Origin of the sequence: Agrobacterium salinitolerans (assembly GCF_027498475.1) — a bacterium.
Taxonomy (GTDB): domain Bacteria; phylum Pseudomonadota; class Alphaproteobacteria; order Rhizobiales; family Rhizobiaceae; genus Agrobacterium; species Agrobacterium salinitolerans.
Genome location: NZ_JAPZLN010000002.1, coordinates 274,088 through 291,446, shown reverse-complemented (window position 1 = coordinate 291,446; position 17,359 = coordinate 274,088). Strand labels below are relative to the sequence as shown.

Annotated in this window: 15 protein-coding genes and 1 pseudogene; 4 read left to right on the top strand and 12 right to left on the bottom strand. The window is 59.4% G+C overall.

The features are described from left to right. Positions 1 to 190: 190 nt before the first annotated feature. Positions 191 to 1,444, top strand: coding sequence for an NAD(P)/FAD-dependent oxidoreductase (locus tag O9X91_RS10130; protein WP_269823548.1), 1,254 nt, complete (start codon positions 191 to 193; stop codon positions 1,442 to 1,444). Positions 1,445 to 1,460: 16 nt separating this feature from the next. Here the strand turns inward: O9X91_RS10130 and O9X91_RS10125 are convergent, their stop codons facing one another. Both O9X91_RS10125 and O9X91_RS10120 read right to left on the bottom strand, forming a co-directional pair. Then, positions 1,461 to 1,994, bottom strand: coding sequence for a hypothetical protein (locus tag O9X91_RS10125; RefSeq protein WP_269833848.1), 534 nt, complete (start codon positions 1,992 to 1,994; stop codon positions 1,461 to 1,463). 70 nt (positions 1,995 to 2,064) lie between these two features. Next, positions 2,065 to 2,289, bottom strand: a complete 225-nt coding sequence (locus tag O9X91_RS10120; protein ID WP_003524572.1) for an aa3-type cytochrome c oxidase subunit IV — start codon at positions 2,287 to 2,289, stop codon at positions 2,065 to 2,067. A 418-nt stretch (positions 2,290 to 2,707) separates the two neighbouring features. Here O9X91_RS10120 and O9X91_RS10115 point away from each other — a divergent pair, with 418 nt between their 5' ends. Both O9X91_RS10115 and O9X91_RS10110 read left to right on the top strand, forming a co-directional pair. Further along, a complete protein-coding gene (locus O9X91_RS10115; RefSeq protein ID WP_269826471.1) occupies positions 2,708 to 3,277 on the top strand; it encodes a TRAP transporter small permease subunit in 570 nt (189 codons plus the stop codon). 1 nt (position 3,278) lies between these two features. Next, positions 3,279 to 5,144, top strand: a complete 1,866-nt coding sequence (locus O9X91_RS10110) for a TRAP transporter large permease (protein ID WP_269833849.1) — start codon at positions 3,279 to 3,281, stop codon at positions 5,142 to 5,144. A gap of 146 nt (positions 5,145 to 5,290) precedes the next feature. Here O9X91_RS10110 and O9X91_RS10105 read toward each other — a convergent pair whose 3' ends face one another. Beyond that, positions 5,291 to 6,388, bottom strand: coding sequence for a TRAP transporter substrate-binding protein (locus O9X91_RS10105; protein ID WP_269834300.1), 1,098 nt, complete (start codon positions 6,386 to 6,388; stop codon positions 5,291 to 5,293). Between the two features lie 304 nt (positions 6,389 to 6,692). On the opposite strand from O9X91_RS10105, the gene O9X91_RS10100 reads away from it, so the two are divergent. Then, positions 6,693 to 7,448 (top strand): gamma-glutamyl-gamma-aminobutyrate hydrolase family protein, encoded by a 756-nt coding sequence (locus O9X91_RS10100; RefSeq protein ID WP_137411579.1) that lies wholly within the window; start codon positions 6,693 to 6,695, stop codon positions 7,446 to 7,448. A 79-nt stretch (positions 7,449 to 7,527) separates the two neighbouring features. Here the strand turns inward: O9X91_RS10100 and O9X91_RS10095 are convergent, their stop codons facing one another. From O9X91_RS10095 to O9X91_RS10055, 9 genes and pseudogenes are all read right to left on the bottom strand, one after another. After that, positions 7,528 to 8,559, bottom strand: coding sequence for an ABC transporter permease (locus tag O9X91_RS10095; RefSeq protein ID WP_077985051.1), 1,032 nt, complete (start codon positions 8,557 to 8,559; stop codon positions 7,528 to 7,530). A gap of 32 nt (positions 8,560 to 8,591) precedes the next feature. Continuing rightward, the gene (locus O9X91_RS10090; RefSeq protein ID WP_080795719.1) at positions 8,592 to 10,133 is read right to left on the bottom strand and encodes a sugar ABC transporter ATP-binding protein; all 1,542 of its coding nucleotides are present in this window, start codon (positions 10,131 to 10,133) and stop codon (positions 8,592 to 8,594) included. Between the two features lies 1 nt (position 10,134). Next, positions 10,135 to 10,323, bottom strand: a complete 189-nt coding sequence (locus O9X91_RS10085; protein ID WP_269833850.1) for a hypothetical protein — start codon at positions 10,321 to 10,323, stop codon at positions 10,135 to 10,137. A gap of 48 nt (positions 10,324 to 10,371) precedes the next feature. Then, on the bottom strand, positions 10,372 to 11,301 hold the full coding sequence (locus O9X91_RS10080; protein WP_269833851.1) for a sugar ABC transporter substrate-binding protein: 930 nt from the start codon (positions 11,299 to 11,301) through the stop codon (positions 10,372 to 10,374). 340 nt (positions 11,302 to 11,641) lie between these two features. Next, a pseudogene (locus O9X91_RS10075) lies at positions 11,642 to 12,016 on the bottom strand (LysR substrate-binding domain-containing protein); the annotation flags it as partial. A gap of 13 nt (positions 12,017 to 12,029) precedes the next feature. Then, positions 12,030 to 12,974 carry an isoaspartyl peptidase/L-asparaginase family protein gene (locus tag O9X91_RS10070; protein ID WP_269833852.1) on the bottom strand — a complete coding sequence of 315 codons (945 nt, stop codon included), beginning with the start codon at positions 12,972 to 12,974 and terminating at the stop codon, positions 12,030 to 12,032. Between the two features lie 45 nt (positions 12,975 to 13,019). Then, positions 13,020 to 14,558 carry a hydantoinase/oxoprolinase family protein gene (locus O9X91_RS10065; RefSeq protein ID WP_269826468.1) on the bottom strand — a complete coding sequence of 513 codons (1,539 nt, stop codon included), beginning with the start codon at positions 14,556 to 14,558 and terminating at the stop codon, positions 13,020 to 13,022. Continuing rightward, positions 14,555 to 15,631: a DUF917 domain-containing protein gene (locus O9X91_RS10060; RefSeq protein WP_137411575.1), complete on the bottom strand. Its 1,077-nt coding sequence runs from the start codon at positions 15,629 to 15,631 to the stop codon at positions 14,555 to 14,557. The genes O9X91_RS10065 and O9X91_RS10060 overlap by 4 nt, the downstream gene beginning before the upstream one ends. A gap of 116 nt (positions 15,632 to 15,747) precedes the next feature. Further along, positions 15,748 to 17,343, bottom strand: a complete 1,596-nt coding sequence (locus O9X91_RS10055; protein WP_269823544.1) for an ABC transporter substrate-binding protein — start codon at positions 17,341 to 17,343, stop codon at positions 15,748 to 15,750. Positions 17,344 to 17,359: the final 16 nt, after the last annotated feature.

The window sequence follows — 17,359 nt, the reverse complement described above, 5'->3', positions numbered from 1 at the left end:
CTATAACTATCGGTCTTGAACCTCATTAAACTGCCAATATGCTTCACCGCGAATATATTCCCCTTGTCTGTTTCGGACCGCTTATTTGCCACAGTGCTGATATTTCTGCGCCAGCAACACGATACGGCCTTTCATCGCAGCAGCATTCATTGTTATGCGGGGTTGAAAGATTTGTGTTGCAGGAGCGCCGATGACCAAAACCCTGAAATGCGATGTGCTGGTGATCGGCACCGGCATTATCGGTTCCATGGCGGCCCTTTATCTGCAGAATGCCGGACGCGAAGTGGTGCTTCTTGAGCGCGGCGAGGTTGCCCGGGGCGCGAGTTCCGGCAATGCCGGCATTCTGGCCTTCCCCGAAATCATCCCCATTCCCGCTCCCGGAATCATGAAAAAAGCGCCGCGCTGGCTGTTCGATCCGCTCGGCCCACTTAGCGTGCCGCCGGCCTATGCGGCGAAGATCGCACCCTGGCTGTGGCGCTTCTGGCGGGCGAGCGCCGAGCGCAGCTTTCGCCATGGGCTGAAGTCACTTACCGACCTCAACCGGCTCGCTGCCATGGAAATGGCCCATGTCGCGGCGATGCCTGAACTCTCGCACCTCGTTTCGAAAACCGGAACGCTCGATCTTTACGACAGCGAGGCAAGTCTCAATGCCGCCCGCAGGGACTGGGACGAAAAGGAAAGCGCCGGTTTCACCTTCCAGCGCGTCGGCCGCCCCGAAATCGAGGAACTTCAACCGGGTCTCGCGCCCCAGTTCCGCCATGCCATGTTTTCGCCGGACGGTCTGCAGGTCTCCGACCCTTACGACTTCAACCGCGCCATTTTCGATCTGGTAATCGCCCGCGGCGCCAGCCTGCGCAAGGGCGAGGCCGAACGCATTGATGCTGTCGGCGAAAGTACGATCGTGACGCTGGAAAATGGTGACAAGATCGATGCCGACAGGGTGGTTATCGCCTGCGGCGCCTGGTCGAGAAAACTTGTCGCGACGCTTGGCAGCATCGTGCCGCTGGAAACGGAACGTGGTTACAACACCACCCTTTCCCCCAACGCTTTCAACCTGACGCGCCAGCTTTATTTCAACGACCATGGTTTCGTGGTCACCCCGCTATCGACAGGTATCCGCATTGGCGGCGCGGTCGAACTTGGCGGGCTGGAACTGAAACCGAATTTCCGCCGTGCCGAAGCCATGCTGAAAAAAGCAGGACGTTTCCTGCCCGGCCTCAAACTGGAAGGCGGGAAACAATGGATGGGATTCCGGCCGTCCATGCCGGACTGTCTTCCCGTCATCGGTACGGCGCGCGCCACGCCGTCCGTCATCTATGCCTTCGGACACGGCCATCTCGGGCTGACGCAATCGGCAGCCACAGCCCGTCTGGTGACGCAACTGGCCAGCGGGGAGGATACGGAAATCTCGATCGATCCTTTCCGGCCGGGGCGTTTTTCCTGAGTTCAGGAAGACGGGACTATTTCACCGGCTGCATGGAACCGTCCGGAAACGCCACCTCGGCGAAGGACGGATAGACCTTGCGAAGGACGGTGACCTGCTGCTGGTCGCTTACCCGCAGCAAATACCAGTCTGCACCGTCCATCAACGCCAGCGTATGGGATTTCGCCTCGATCGTCTGGCCGCCGGTTTCCATCACCGTCCTGGTCGGAATGAGGGCATAGGGCGTTCCATCAGGCGTTTGCGCAAGGCTGATCGCCTGCATATCCATGGTGAATTCGGTTATCTTGACCGCCGCGAGCGCCATCTGCATCTGCGCGGTCAAAGCGCCGCGCAATTGCTCCACGGTAATGCCGGCGTCGCGGGCGATGAATTCAAAGATTTTCGGCGGTACAGTCTTGCCGACGACATCAAAATCCTGCGCGCTCAAAGCCGTCTGGAAGCGCTCGATCTGTGTGCGAAGACCCTCCTGCTCTGCAGGTGAGAGATCGCGTGACAAAGCAGGATGCGCAATCGCCGCCAGCAGAAACAGACAATAGAGCAGACGCTTCATGACCTGGCCTTTCCGGTTATCCGGCATCCGCCCGGCCCCCGGAAAGGGAACCGCTCATGAACAGGATTTTTCAGCGCAGCAGAAAGAAACCCGCAGCCGACAGCACCACGAAGACGACCAGGCCGCCAAGGAAGCCGGCAGTGGTGAAGAAACCGGCGACCATGGCCAGCATCAGCACGCACAGCATCATCGTGCCGTACTTCGTCAAGGCCAGAAAACCGTTATAGGTCTTTTCGTGCTCGGCGTAGTTCATTTCGGCGCCGACTTCGACAGGACCTGTGTGGTGTTCGCTCATTCCGCTTCCCCTTATGCTCCATCCGCCATGCCCGCCATACGGGAAATCTGCCCGTGGACGATCTCGGGCCCATGCCGGATTCTCCATCGCCAGAGGTAACATGAAGTCGTGGCAAAGTGCAATGCATCGTCACCCGCCCATTCTCTTCCGGCAAGGCTGGAAAAGTAAAATTAATGCGCTGCAAAAAAGGAGCATGATATAGCGCGCAACACAAAATAAGTGCACGATGAATAGTCACAGGCGCCGCCCGTGCGGGATTCCCGGAGGAAGGGCGACCGTTCGGAGTTGCTTTTTGAAATGCTGTTGAATAAGCACCTGCAAACAAGAAAAAAATCGGACTTGCCAGGCAACAGGGCAAATAAAACGCCGATAAAAAAGCTGCGGACCGGACCCTGGCTCTGGTCCTGAGGAGGGGAAAGTGAAGTTCTTATTGGGAATAAGCCGGGCCGTTGACACGGTCACCACGGTTATCGGTCAATCTGTGTCCTGGTTATTGCTAGCGGCGGTGCTGATCAGCGCCACAAACGCCGTGGTGCGCAAGATGTTCGACATATCGTCGAATGCATGGCTCGAAGTGCAATGGTATCTCTATGGCGCTGTTTTCATGCTGGCGGCGGCTTACGCGCTCCTGAAGAACGAGCATGTCAGGATCGACATATTGTCGTCCACATGGTCGAAGCGCACACGTGACATCGTTGACTTCGTCCTTCACATTGTTTTCCTGGTCCCCTTCGCCGGCCTGATGTCCTATCTCGCCTGGCCGTGGTTCTGGAATTCCTTCAACTCCGGAGAAATGTCCTCCAATGCCGGCGGCCTGATCATCTGGCCTGCCAAGCTCGTCGTCCTTCTGGGCTTCTCCCTGCTTCTGGTTCAGGCATTTTCGGAGATCATCAAGCGCTATGCGGTGATTGCCGGATATATTGCCGATCCGCGTGAAACGGCGCTTTCGGAAACCGACACGGAAACCAACGGAACGGCAGGGAGCTGACATGATAGATCTGATTGCGCATAACCTGCCGCTGGTGATGTTCAGCAGCGTGATGCTGCTGCTGCTGCTGGGTTACCCTGTCGCCTTCACGCTTGCCGCCGGCGGCCTCATTTATTTCGTGCTTGGCGTGGAGCTTTCATGGATTTCCCCTGAAATCCGCCTCTTCTGGCCGCTGCTGCAATCCCATCCCGAACGAATCTACGGCATCATGTATAATGATACGTTGCTGTCGATCCCGTTTTTTACGTTCATGGGCATCATTCTTGAGCGATCCCGCATGGCGGAAGATCTTCTCGATACGATAGGACAATTATTCGGCCCGATCCGCGGCGGCCTCGCCTATGCGGTCATTCTCGTCGGCGCGCTGCTGGGAGCCACCACTGGCGTTGTGGCGGCTTCCGTGATGGCCATGGGGCTCATCTCGCTGCCGATCATGATGCGATACGGTTATAATCGCCCCCTCGTCGCGGGTACGATCGCCGCCTCGGGCACTCTTGCGCAGATTGTCCCCCCGTCCCTCGTCCTGATCGTCATGGCGGACCAGCTCGGCCGTTCCGTCGGCGACATGTATGTCGGCGCTCTTTATCCCGCTCTTTTGATCATCGCGAGCTATTGCGCCTATATTTTCGCAGTCTCCATTTTCAAACCGTCGCTCGTCCCTGCCCTTCCGAAAGAAGCGCGCACGCTCGGCAACGGCGTGACCTCGCTTTTCGTGATGATCGCCGTTTCGGTGGCGCTCTATTTCATAGGAATGCACCTCCTTTTCACGGGCATGGCCAGTCCGGAGTGGCGACTGGTCGCTGCACTCGCCTTCGCCGTCTTCACGGTTTATCTGGTTGCGCTTTTTAACAGCATCGCAAGCAGGAAGGTCATTTCCCGCCTCGCCGAACAGGTCATTATCGTTCTGGTGCCGCCGCTGGCGCTCATCTTCCTTGTGCTCGGCACCATCTTCCTCGGCATCGCGACGCCAACAGAAGGCGGCGCAATGGGCGCGACCGGGGCGCTGATCCTCGCACTTGCCAAGGGCAGGCTTTCGCTTGCGACGATCAAGAATGCGCTGGATGCGACGACGAAGCTTTCTGCCTTCGTCATGATGATCCTCATCGGCGCACGCGTCTTCGGCCTTACGTTCTATGGTATCAACGGCAATGTCTGGATCGAGGAACTGTTGCTTGCCCTGCCCGGCGGCGAATACGGCTTTCTGGTCGTGGTCACGATCATTATTTTCATTCTCGGCTGTTTTCTCGACTTCTTCGAAATCGCCTTTATCATGGTCCCGTTGCTGGCACCGGTCGCGGACAAGCTCGGGATCGATCTCGTCTGGTTCGGCATCATTCTCGGCATCAATCTGCAAACCTCGTTCCTGACACCGCCCTTCGGTTTTTCGCTGTTCTTCCTGCGCTCCATCGCCCCGAACGCCGCATGGGTGGATAAGGTGACAGGCAAAAAAATGCCTGGTGTAAAAACGACGGAGATCTACAGGGGCGTCTTGCCCTATATCGTCATCCAGTTCGTGATGATCCTTGTCGTCATCGCATTCCCCGGCCTGGTGCTGACCTACAAGAGCGGCCATACCAGCATCGATCCCAATAGCGTCAAGATCGAGATACCCGGTGGCCCGGGAGGCAGCGGCCTGTCCCTGCCACCGCTTGGCGGCGGCGGCGCATCTCCGCAGCAGCCATCCATGGGCTTGCCACCGCTCAATCTCGGCGGCCCCGCGGCGGCGCCGTCGGGTGAGGAAAGCGGTGCGCCGACCTCACCGCCCTCCCTTGGCCTGCCGCCCCTAAACCTGGGTGGACCGCAACCCCAGCAGCCTGCGCAGAATAGCCAGCCCGATCTCAGCCAACCGCCGAAGATCGGACCGTAACGGCGCGGCGCGGCATCAATAGGGACGTCGTCCGAAGCCGCGCCCCCTTGAAAACCCCACCTTGGAACCATTGCAACAAAGACACAAAAAGCCCCGGAGACCGAAATCTCCGGGGCTTTTTGCCCGGTCCGCCTTTTACCGAAAGATCACAGCTTTCCGTTGCGCTGCTGAATCATCATGAACGTGTCAAATGTGTATTCCGCAAGCTGCATCCAGAGATAACCCTCGCGCTTGAAGGCCACCTGATCCTCATAAATCTTCTTGAAATCAGGGTTGGTAGCCGAGATGCCAGCATAAACTTCCAGCGCCGCCTTGTAGCAGGCCTCAAGAATTTCCTGGCTGAACGGCCGCAGCACAGCTCCCTCGGCCACCAGCTGTCGCACAGCGGTCGAGTTCTTGGCGTCGTATTTCGCCATCATGCTGGTGTTGGCGAAAGCGCAGGCATCCTGCAACGCAGCCTGATAATTCTTCGGCAGGTTGTTCCATTTTTCCAGATTGACGAAGGAATGGATGACCGGACCGCCTTCCCAGAAGGCCGGGTAATAATAATATTTGGCCACCTTGTAGAAACCGAGCTTGTGGTCGTCATAAGGTCCGACCCATTCCGCCGCGTCGATGGTGCCTTTTTCCAGTGCTGGATAAATGTCGCCGCCGGCGATCTGCTGCGGCACCACGCCCAGCTTTTCCACCACCTTGCCGGCGAGACCGGCAATGCGCATCTTCACGCCCTTGAAATCGTCGACGGTGTTGATTTCCTTGCGGAACCAGCCGCCCATCTGGGCGCCGGTATTGCCCGCAATCATGCCATAGAGATTGTGCTTGGCGTAAAACTCGTTGAGCAGCTTATTGCCGTTGCCTTCATAGAACCATGAATTGGTCAGGCGGGCATTGAGGCCGAAAGGTATCGCCGTGCCGATGGCGAAGGTCGGATCCTTGCCGACGTAATAATATGAGCAGGTGTGGCACATTTCCACCGTGCCGGAAGACACCGCATCGGCGGCCTGCAGGCCGGGCACGATTTCGCCGGCGGCGAAGGTTTGAATGGTGAAATTACCGTCGGTTGCGGCTGCAACATGCTTGGCAATATCTTCCGCACCACCATAGATCGTGTCCAGCGATTTCGGAAACGACGACGTCAGGCGCCAGGTGATCTTGGTATTCTGCTGTGCAATGGCGGGCGCAGCCAGAGCTGCCGTTGCAGCTCCCGCAAGCGCGCCCTTTTTGATAAAGGAACGGCGATCCATCTATATCCTCCCAGATATGAACGCTGCCCGCAGCTTTGAATTCCCCTCGGTGCTGTTCAGGCATCGCAGCAAAGTAAGCACGGTTACGACCCGGCTGACAAGCACCCGCACCAAGAATTAATCGCAGAAATACCGGCCTTTCCGGAATTCTTCGGGAACTTTTCTTCGCATTTTATTTTCAACTGAAATATCCCGGCATCGCCTTATACTTTAGGCGCATAAAGACCCTCCGGAACGCAAAACGTATGCTTGACTTGACCCGCCGGCAGTCGCACAAATTTCGAAGATTCGTCCCGGAGCCACCATGCCAAAACCCATTATCGCCGTTCCCGCAGACATCCGGCATTTCACCGGAGCCGACTGGCACGCCGCGCAGAACCAGTATGTTTCCGCTGCACTGAAAGTCGCTGGCGTCATGTCCTTCATCGTCCCGGCCTTCGAGGACGGGAACGAGGTCGACGCCATTCTCGACAGGGTGGACGGCCTGCTCGTGTCCGGCTCCGCCACCAATGTCCACCCTTCCCTTTACGGAAAAGAAGCGCAGGAGAGCGACGGCCCCTTCGATCAGGCCCGCGACGCAACCAGCCTGCCGCTCATCCGCCGCGCCATCGAACGCGGCATCCCGATGCTGGCCATCTGCCGCGGCATTCAGGAGCTGAACGTCGCGCTTGGCGGTACGCTCGCTTCCGAAATTCAGGAACAGCCCGGCATATGGGATCACCGAAAACCGGAGCATGACGACCGCGACGTGGCCTTCGCCATCCGCCAGCCGGTGCATGTGCGCGAAGGCTCCTGCATTGCGCAGCATCTTGGCATGTCGGGCGAAATCCAGATCAATTCGCTGCACCGGCAGGCAATCGCCGAGACCGCGCCACGCCTGCAGGTGGAGGCGACAGCCGCGGACGGCACCATCGAGGCCGTCTCCGTCATCGACGCCAACGGATTTGCCGTCGGCGTGCAATGGCATCCGGAATATTGGGCTGAGACGGATGCGCCCTCCCGGGCGCTGTTCGAGGCCTTCGGCAAGGCGGTCCACGACTATCGCAACAGCAAGGCATAATCCGCCATTAATCCCCCCGGCTCATAAGAACATAAAAAAGGGCAAGCCCGAAGGCCTGCCCCAAGTCTGGGAGGAGGATTTAGCGCTTTGCGCGTTTCTTCTGTCGGTAGACGTCGGCAACGACCGCAGCCACGATGATCAGGCCCTTGACGATTTCCTGGTAATAGGCGTCCACCCGAAGGAAGGTGAAGCCCGACGTCATGACGCCGAGAATGATGGTGCCGATCACCGTTCCGGTGATCCGGCCGGCGCCGCCGGCGAGCGATGTGCCGCCGATGACGGCTGCGGCAATGGCGTCGAGTTCATACATCACGCCCATGCCGGCCTGCGCCGTCTGTGCGCGGGCGGCGGTGACAACACCGGCAAGACCGGCGAGCATGCCAGCAATGGCATAGACCTTGATCAGATGCGCTTCGATATTGATACCAGACACGCGGGCCGCCTGCTGATTGGCGCCGATAGCGTAAGTGAATTTGCCGTAACGGGTGTAACGTAGCGCCACGTGGAAGATGAGGGCGACAACGAGGAACACCACGACCGGCCAGATGCCCGTGCCGATGAAATTGAAACCATCAGTCAGACCGGAGATCGGTTGGCCCTTCGTATACCACTTGGAAAGACCACGCGCCGTCACCATCATGCCAAGCGTTGCGATGAAAGGCGGGATTTTGGTGCGGGCGATGAGCTGTCCGTTGATGAAACCCGCCAGTGTACCGGCCAATATGCCGACCGCGAGCGGTATGAAGAAAGGCAGATCGGTCAAGCCCGGATAAAGCGCCCGCGGCCATGTTGAGGATTGCGCCACGCTGGCGGAGAGCATCGCCGTCAGGCCGACGACGGAACCGGAAGAGAGATCGATACCGCCGGTGATGATGACCTGGGTCACGCCAACCGCGATGATGCCGATCACCGAGACCTGCAGGATCATGATCGTCAGGCGCTGCTGGTTCATGAGGAAGCTCTGGCCGATGAAAATCCAGCCAAGAATTTCATAGACCAGCGCGATGCCGATCAGCACGAAAAAGATATTGGCTTCGGGCGGGATGCGCCGGTGCGGCTTGCGTCCGGATTTTGCGTCCAACTCTGTGTTGGCAGCGGCGTTCGTATTCATAGTTATTCCTCCTCGAGAAATCCCGGCGCGCCTCACCGCGATGCGAGATCCATCACTTTAACCTGCGTGGCTTCACTTCTATCAAGAAAGCCCGTCACCCGGCCTTCATGCATGACCATGACGCGGTCGCTCATACCCAGAACCTCCGGCATTTCGGATGAAATCATGATCACGGCGACGCCCTGGCGCGCCATCTCGCAAACCAGCTTGTGGATTTCGGCCTTCGCCCCGACATCGATGCCGCGCGTCGGCTCATCCAGAATGAGAATGCGCGGTTTGGTCAGCATCCATCGGCCGATCAGCACCTTTTGCTGGTTGCCGCCAGACAGGTTTTCGATACGCTCGTAAAGATGCGGCGTCTTGACCCGGAGCTTGCGGCACATGTCCTCGCAGGCTTCCGACAGCGCGTTTTCCTGCACGAAACCATTGGCGACATATTTGTCCTGCAGGACGGCGATCTGCATGTTCTCCAGAATGTTCAGGATCAGCAGGCATCCCGTATCCTTGCGATCCTCCGTCAGGAACGCCATGCGGTGACTGATAGCCTTCGTCGGGCTGTCGATCGAAACCGGCTTGCCGTCGATTGCAATCGTGCCCTTGGACGCGGGCGTTACACCGAACACCGTTTCCGCAACATTGGAGCGGCCAGATCCGACGAGACCGGCGACGCCGAGAATTTCACCGGCGCGCACCTCGAAGGAAATGTCATGGAAAACGCCGTCGAGCGTGAGATTCTTGACCGAAAGCACAACGTCGCCGATCGGAACCTCTTCCTTAGGGAACATCTGGGTGATTTCGCGACCCACCATCATGCGGATGATGTCGTCGCGCGTGACTTCGGTCGACGCATGGGTGCCGATATATTTGCCGTCGCGGAAAACCGAAAACTCATCGGCGATCTCGAACAGTTCGTTCATCTTGTGGGTGATGTAGACGATACCGATGCCGCGTTCCCGGAGATCGCGGATGATGCGGAAGAGATGCTCGACCTCGCGCTCCGTCAGCGCCGATGTCGGCTCGTCCATGATGAGAACATCGGAATCATACGAAACAGCCTTGGCGATCTCGACCATCTGGCGACTTGCCACCGAAAGCTCGCCAACGCGGGTCTCCGGGTCGAGATCGATGCCGAGCCTTTGAAGCAGCGTTTCGGTTCGACGATACATTTCGCCGTGATCGATGAAGCCCAGCCGGTTTTTTGGCTCGCGTCGTATCCAGATGTTTTCCGCCACCGTCATATAGGCCATCAGGTTCAGTTCCTGATGGATCATGGCAATGCCGTTTTCCAGCGCATCGAGCGGAGAATCGAGACGTATGCCGGCGCCTTTCAGGCGAATTTCGCCACTGTCCGGCTGATAAATGCCAGCCAGGATTTTCATCAGCGTCGATTTTCCGGCGCCATTCTCGCCCATCAGCGCATGCACGGTGCCGCGCTTCAGCTTGAACTGCACATCATCGAGCGCCACGACGCCGGGAAATTCCTTGCGTATGCCTTCCGCCGCGAGAAGATACTCCGCATTCGGCACGGCTCCGCTGGCGCGCACGGCGGCCATTGTCGATGGACTGACGACCATCTCACCCTCCACAATAGACAAAAATGACCGGAAACAGGCTTTGCCAGACGGCACACCTTGCCTCCGGGGAGGCTTGCAGCGCCATGCCGACCACGACATGAAAGCGCTGCAACAATTTGAATTGACTGAAATTCAATCGTAATCCGCTCACGCACCGAAACTTGTCTTCGATGGCGTCGGAAACCGGCATCTGCCTCCAATATCAATCTGAACGGGCGCAGATGCCGGAAGGCGGCCGTTAGTTCTTGGCCACGTAGTCCTTGACGTTTTCAGGCGTGACGAGCTGGAACGGAATGTAGACCTTCTTCTCCACCTTGTCGCCCTTGGCGAGCTTCAACGCAGCATCGAGCGCACCCTTGCCCTGGCCTGCCGCATCCTGGAACACCGTCACATCCAGATCGCCCACCTGCATGGCGGCAAGGGCGTCCTGCGTGGCGTCAACACCGGCAACGACATAGCTCTTCATATCCTTGCCTGCGGCCTTCAGGGCCTGGATCGCGCCAATCGCCATTTCATCGTTGTTGGCGATGACGGCGTTAAATTCGATGCCGCTGGAGAGCCAGTTGGTCACGAGGTCGGAACCCTGCGTACGCTGCCAGTTTGCGGTCTGCTCTTCAACAACCGAAATGCCCTTGCATTCGTCTGCCATCAGAACGTCTTTCGCAGACTGCGTGCGCATGCGCGCCGCCTGGTTGGAAAGCTCGCCCATCATGATGACCGCATTGCCCTTGCCACCGAGAAGGCGGCAAACTTCTTTCGCTTCAAGCGTGCCGGCAACCGTTTCGTCGGAGGCAACGAATGCCTGGCCGTCCGGCAGGCTATCGACGTTCACCGGCTGGCGGTTGACGTAAACCAGCGGAATCTTGGCGTCGGCGGCGAGCTTCGACATGGCCGCTGTCGCATCCGTATCAACCGGATTGACGATAATCGCATCGACCTTGGACGCGATGAAATTCTGGATCTGGCTCTGCTGCTTGGCGACGTCGTTCTGCGCGTCCTCGACCTGCAGCGTGACGCCATTCAGTTCCTTGGAATAATCCTGCATGCCGTTGCGCAGCACGGTCAGGAAGTTGTCGTCGAACAGCGCCATCGAGACACCGATGGTCTCCGCGTGGGCCGCTGTGCCGAGAAGCACAGACATGGCTGCGCCGATGATAAATTTCCTCATTGTTTTTCTCCTCCATGGCGTCCGGCGCCGCCTCTCCCAGCCGGAGGCGGACCTTAAAGCCCGCCGCAACCTCCTCACATCAGAAAACGGAATAATGAAACCGAATTTCTGCCTGCCCGATATATTTATTCCATTTTTGGCCTGAACGTCAATGCTTTCTTCGTGACCTTGTTACAGAGCGATGCAAAAGCGAGGCAAAGCCCAGCTTCAGAGGATCACAAGGCGTCCAGAACAGGCCGGTCACGGCGCTGGTGAGCAGGTGGGCGGTGAAAAAGCCGCCGACCTGCCCGTTAAGTGTGAACTTTTTCATTCGGCAACCACACGCGGATCGAAGAGGGGATCGCTGCCGGCCGATCAGAATGAGCGGAATGTTTGCGCAGGTCCTTGACGGTGATTTCGTCAAGCGCGGCCAGGGGATGATCCTCCCGGACCACAGAGACGCTTTTGCCGGGCGCGAGACGCTCGACATCGATGCCCGGACCGATCTCGCCTTCCATACGCAGGAAACCGAGATCGATCACCCGTTCGCCGACGAACTTGTTGATGGCGGTCGTCGTTTCAAAAAAGTCTATATCCGAACGCCGGAAAAATCCCTGACATAATTGATCAGCATGGCGGGCGCGAAATTCTCCCACATGCTGCTCGGCAGGCCGATGCGGACGATTTTCGGGCCAGCCGCGCCATTGCGCAGATCCTCGGCGTGGCCAGGTAGCCGGTATGGTTGCCGGTTACAGTTCCACCTCATAAACCGTGTCGTGGGTGGCCACGCATGCCTCTCCTGATGGCGTCACCCAGCCGCGGAACATGCCGGGGGTATTGTAAGGCGCGGCAATGCCACCTTCGGCATCGATCGCAACGAGACCGGCACCGATCTCATAAGGCGCCAGATCCTTGTGGACGAGATTGCCGGCGGCGGTTTCCAGATCCTGCCCGAGATAGGCGACGCGGGACGCAATCTCGTGGCCGACGACATAACGGATGAAAAACTCGCCCTTGCCGGTGCCGGAAACGGCGCAGGCCCCATCACGCGCATAGGTGCCGGCCCCGATCACCGGGCTGTCGCCAACCCGCCCATCCGGCTTGTTGGTGTAGCCGCCGGTGGAGGTGGCGGCGGCGAGATGCCCCGCCGCATCGAGCGCCACAGCCCCGACGGTTCCGTGCTTTTCGTTTTCCGTCGCTTCGGTACCGGCGGAGGCATGGCGCTTCATCGCTGCCAGTGCCTCAAGGCGTTTTTGCGTGGTGAAATAGGATTGAGGCTCGGTGGCGAGCCCCTTTTCCCTCGCGAAGCAGTCGGCCGCCTCCCCCGTCAGATAGACGGCACGCTCATCCGCAATCAGCGCGCGGGCCGCCTTTACCGGGTTGCGAATGGCGCGGGAGGCGCTGATCGCGCCCGCCGCCAGCGTCGCGCCGTCCATGATCGAGGCATCGAGTTCATGAATGCCGTTTTCGTTGAGCGCCGCCCCGTGACCGGCATTGAAATGCGGACTGTCCTCCATGACGACGACCGCCGCCTCAACCGCTTCAAGCGCGGTTCCGCCAGCCTTCAGCACGCCATAACCGGCGCGTAGCGCCGCTGCCAGATCGTCGCGCGCGGCAGCCCACTCCCCGGCCGTCATGCTGTCTTCCGGCATCACGCCGCAACCACCGTGAATGGCCAGTGCGATCTTCGTCATGTGCTCACTCCCTCGTCGCCCCGCCAGCGGCAGGGCCTCTTCCCGTCAATGAAAGGCGATATTGCCGATGACCCGCACGCGAACCCGCCGCGCACCGCCAGGCAGATAGGCAATCGGGATGTCCTCCACCTCAAGCGTCTTGAGGCTTGCCCGCTCCGCGCCGGACGCGACCGCCGCGTTCTGCGCCTCGGTCTCGGCTTTCGCAAGGGCCTCATCGCGGCTCAGGCCGGAAAAGACCTGATCGATCTCTCCGGAAACCTGCGCCATGGCTGCGCCCAGCGCATTGGCAACGCCGGCATTTTCCACGCGCAGCACTTCAGACGCGCCCGGGACCGTCTCGGGGATCAGGAACGCCCCACCGCCGACGGCAACCAGCGGCACGTCTTCGGCCGAGGTCTTCATCTGGTCGAAGCTGTCCGCCACCATGTCACGGATGCGTTGAAGTGTGGCCTGCACGAATGCCGGATCAAGGTCTTTTACACGGTCGCGGTCACCCATCTCGATGAGGCCTGCGGCCACCGCAATATCCGATGTCGTCAGCGTCTCACCGCCGAAAACACAGGCTTGCGTCAGGATGCGATAACCGACCGAGCGCGGACCGATCTTGCCCGTCTCTGGGTCGACGATAGTACCGCCGCCGAGCGCAATCGGCAGAAGATCGGGCATACGGAAGAGCGTGCGCACCCCACCGATATGAACGATATTGTTCGCCTCCCGTGGAAAACCGCCGACAAGGCAGCCGATATCGGAGGTGGTGCCGCCAACATCCACCACCATGGCATCGGAAAGCCCGGTGAGGAAGGCTGCCCCGCGCATCGAGTTGGTCGGGCCGGAAGCGAAGCTGTGCACGGGGTTCGCAGCGGCGACATCCGCGAGCGCCACGGTGCCGTCATTCTGGGTCAGATAAAACGGCGCCTTCACACCGGCTTCGCGCAGCGCATCCGAAAATGCCTGAACTGTGGTCTTGCCGAGCGTTTGCAGCGCTGCGTTCAGCAGGGCGACATTCTCCCGCTCCAGAAGCCCGATACGGCCAAGCGTATGGGAAAGCGTGATGCGTGCATCGGGAATGACTGAACGGACAATTTCCGCAGCCCGCACCTCGCACTCCGTCGTCAACGGCGAGAAAGTCGCCGAAATGGCGATGGAGGTGATGCCCGCATCGCGAATTTTCATCGCCGCTTCGCGGATTTCATCGGGAACCATGGGCACCAGCGGACTGCCGTCATATTCATGGCCGCCATGGACCATGAAGATCAGCGGATCGACGGCATCGCGCAAATCCCCAGGCCAGTCGCACATGGGCGGAAGCGAGGAACCGGTGGGCAACGCGATGCGGATGGCCGCAACCCGCTCCAGCCGGGCGCGCTCCACCACCGCATTGGTGAAATGGGTGGTGCCGATCATCACCGCATCAATCGGCCGGTCCGCAGCGCCTACGTGGCCCGCCACATGAGCGAGCGCCGACTTTACGCCGGACAGGACATCCTGCGTGGTCGGAACCTTGATGGAAGCGACGATGGTGTCGCCATCGATCAGAACGGCATCCGTATTGGTGCCGCCAACGTCAATACCGATGCGTTTCATGGGAATACCGATCTGAAATCAATGTCATAACCGAAGGCGCGCGGACCGACGGCGGCGATGCCGGCAGGTGTCGTCAAAAGTTCCGGCGCAGGCAGGGCGACAACCGTGACACGCTGACCGTAACGCACCGATTCCGTACCGATGGCGCCACCGGAAACCGTATCGAGAAGGCAAAGCAGGTCCGGCGTCATGGCGACTGGCTGGCCATCGCGGAAGGCGACCGCCCATTCGTTCTGGAAGGCCAGCTCCATGCGCGAACCCCGGTCGGCATCGACGCCTTCAATGGTCGTGCTGCCGCGCAGGAAACCACCGGTGGTCTCACGGGCCACATCAACAACCTTGCCGCGGAACAGTTGCTTGCCGCCCTCATGGTCGAGAACCGCCTGAACCGGATCGTCATGACGCGCACGCGCCTCCATCACCGCGCGTCCAAGTTTTGTCGCCTGGGTGACGGTGTAATGAATGCCCCATTCCTTCACTTCCTTGCCGGTGCGCGGCGCCTTGCAGGTGGCGGCGGTTGAGCCGACTTCCGTGCAGACCTTGCGCGAGATGCGCTCCATCCATTTCCACGAAGCCGCGCGCGTCACGATCACCTCATTGTCGCGCACATCGACCAGCGACAGCGGAAACATCGGCAGGTTGCCGATGGCGAAGGATGTCATCTGCGCTTCCGGATAGGCCCGTCCCATGGCATCGGCATTAACGACCGGCCGGTCGAGCACGGCGGCGGCGAGGAAGGACGACAGAGCATTGGAACCGCCGATCTCCACGCTCATGATCGCCCGGAACGGCTTGCCGAGATAATCCTCCATCACCTCGACGGCGCGGGCGAGATGCACGGGGTCCCCCAGCCGTTCCTGACCGACAAGCGGCGCACCCATCTTGGAGACGACGGCGACCATATCATCGTCGGCGAGCGCCATGGGGTCCATGACCTTTACCCGCCGCCCCTCGGCATAGAGACGCCGCAGATTGAGCGTCGAGAGATAGGGGTTACCTCCCCCACCGGTTCCAAGAATCCAGGCGCCGGTGGCGAGAGGTTCGATATCGTCTTCGGAAAATTCCTGGATCATGCGTCATCCTCAGGCATGCCGTAGCCTTTCCGGCCGCAGGCGATGCTCCTTCCCTTTGAAGTTCCAAGTCTGCCAACCCCGCCGTCTGGGCGGGGCCGGTTTTCATGAGACGAAGATCACTCCGCCTTGCAGTCCCAATGGAAGTTGGAGAAGTTCAGGTCCCAGCTCTGCATGGGAATGAACTCGTAACCCTGAAGGCACTTGTTCGCCGCATAACGGCGGTTCGGCGCAACGGCCCAGACGTCAGGCTGAAGATCAACGATCTTCGTCTGCAGTTCCTTGTAGGTGGCGTTCTGCTCGTTGACATCGGTGGTGGCGCGAACCTTGTCGATCAGCCCGTCGATTTCCGCATTCTGCAACCATTCCATCGACATCCAGGTGCCGGATGCCTTGGAGTGATACTGGTTGTAGAACATCGCATCCGGCGACGGATAGGTCGGCGAAATATTCACCTGCGTCGATGCCGGCGTCGTTTCCGGCTTGGAGGAAAGCTCGACGATGCGGTTCCACGGCTCCGGCTTGATATCGAGCGTGATGCCGATCTGCTCGAGGCTGGATTGCAGAAGCAGCGCCACTTCGGCCTCAAAGGCGAGCGACGCAACGTAGCTGTTGACGAGCGTGATCTTCTGGCCGGCATATTTCGACTTCGCCAGCTCTTCCTTGGCTTTTTCCAGATCGTAAACGCCGGGCTGGATATCGCCATTATGCGCGTCCTTGAACGCGTCGGAAAGCGGACCCGTCATATCGAAGCCCGGATAGATCACTTCCTGGATCGTCTTGTAGTCGGTCGCATAGGCGATGGCGCGGCGCACATGAACGTCGTCGGTCGGATAGACCTTGGTGTTGAGCTTGATGACGAAACCGCCGGCGGTGCGGGTCTGGATCAGCTTGTAACCCTTCATGCGGCCGATGGATTCATAGGTGTCGTTGCCAAGCCCGTGTGAGGACAGGCCGAGTTCGCCCTTTTCCGCCAGTGCCTTGACGGTCGCGTCGTCGCTGGTCTGCACGAAGCGCACTTCATCGATCGGCTTGCCCTTGGTCCAGCCGAGGAAATAATCGGCATTGCGGGCGATGACCATATCGGCGGAGCGATTGTAGCTGACCAGCTTGTAGGGGCCGGAACCGGCGGAATGTTCGCCGACATAGGCCTCACCCCATTTGTCTTCGGGCTTGGCGTTGGCCTCGATCAGCGTCTTGTTCATCGCCATCATCAACGGCGTCGCCGCCATGAAGGGCGAGAACTGGCGCTCGATCTTCATGACCAGCGTGGCATCGTCAGGCGCGGTGACGTTTTCGGGCTTCAGCACGCCGACGATGAGGTTCGACGGCCCCTTGTTGATACCGAGCAGACGCTGGATCGACCAGGCAAGATCGGCAGCCTTTACCGCCGTGCCATCCTGAAATTTCGCATCGTCGCGCAGGTGGAAGGTGTAAGTCAGGCCGTCCTCGGAAATCTCCCAGGATTTCGCCAGATGCGGCACGATTTCGCCCTTGGCGTTCACCGTGGTCAGACCGTCATACATGTTCACGATGGCCATGTAGCCGGTGTAATCGGTCACCTTCGCCGGGTCGAGCGAGCTGAATATCTGCATGGTGTTGACCGCCACCGACACCTTGTCTTCCGCAAAGGATGCGGAAGAGATAAGCGGCAACGTAAGCGCCGTGCCGAGTGCCAGCGCGGCGAGACGGGAAGAAACTACAGGCATTTTCATTATCGTTCTCCTCTTT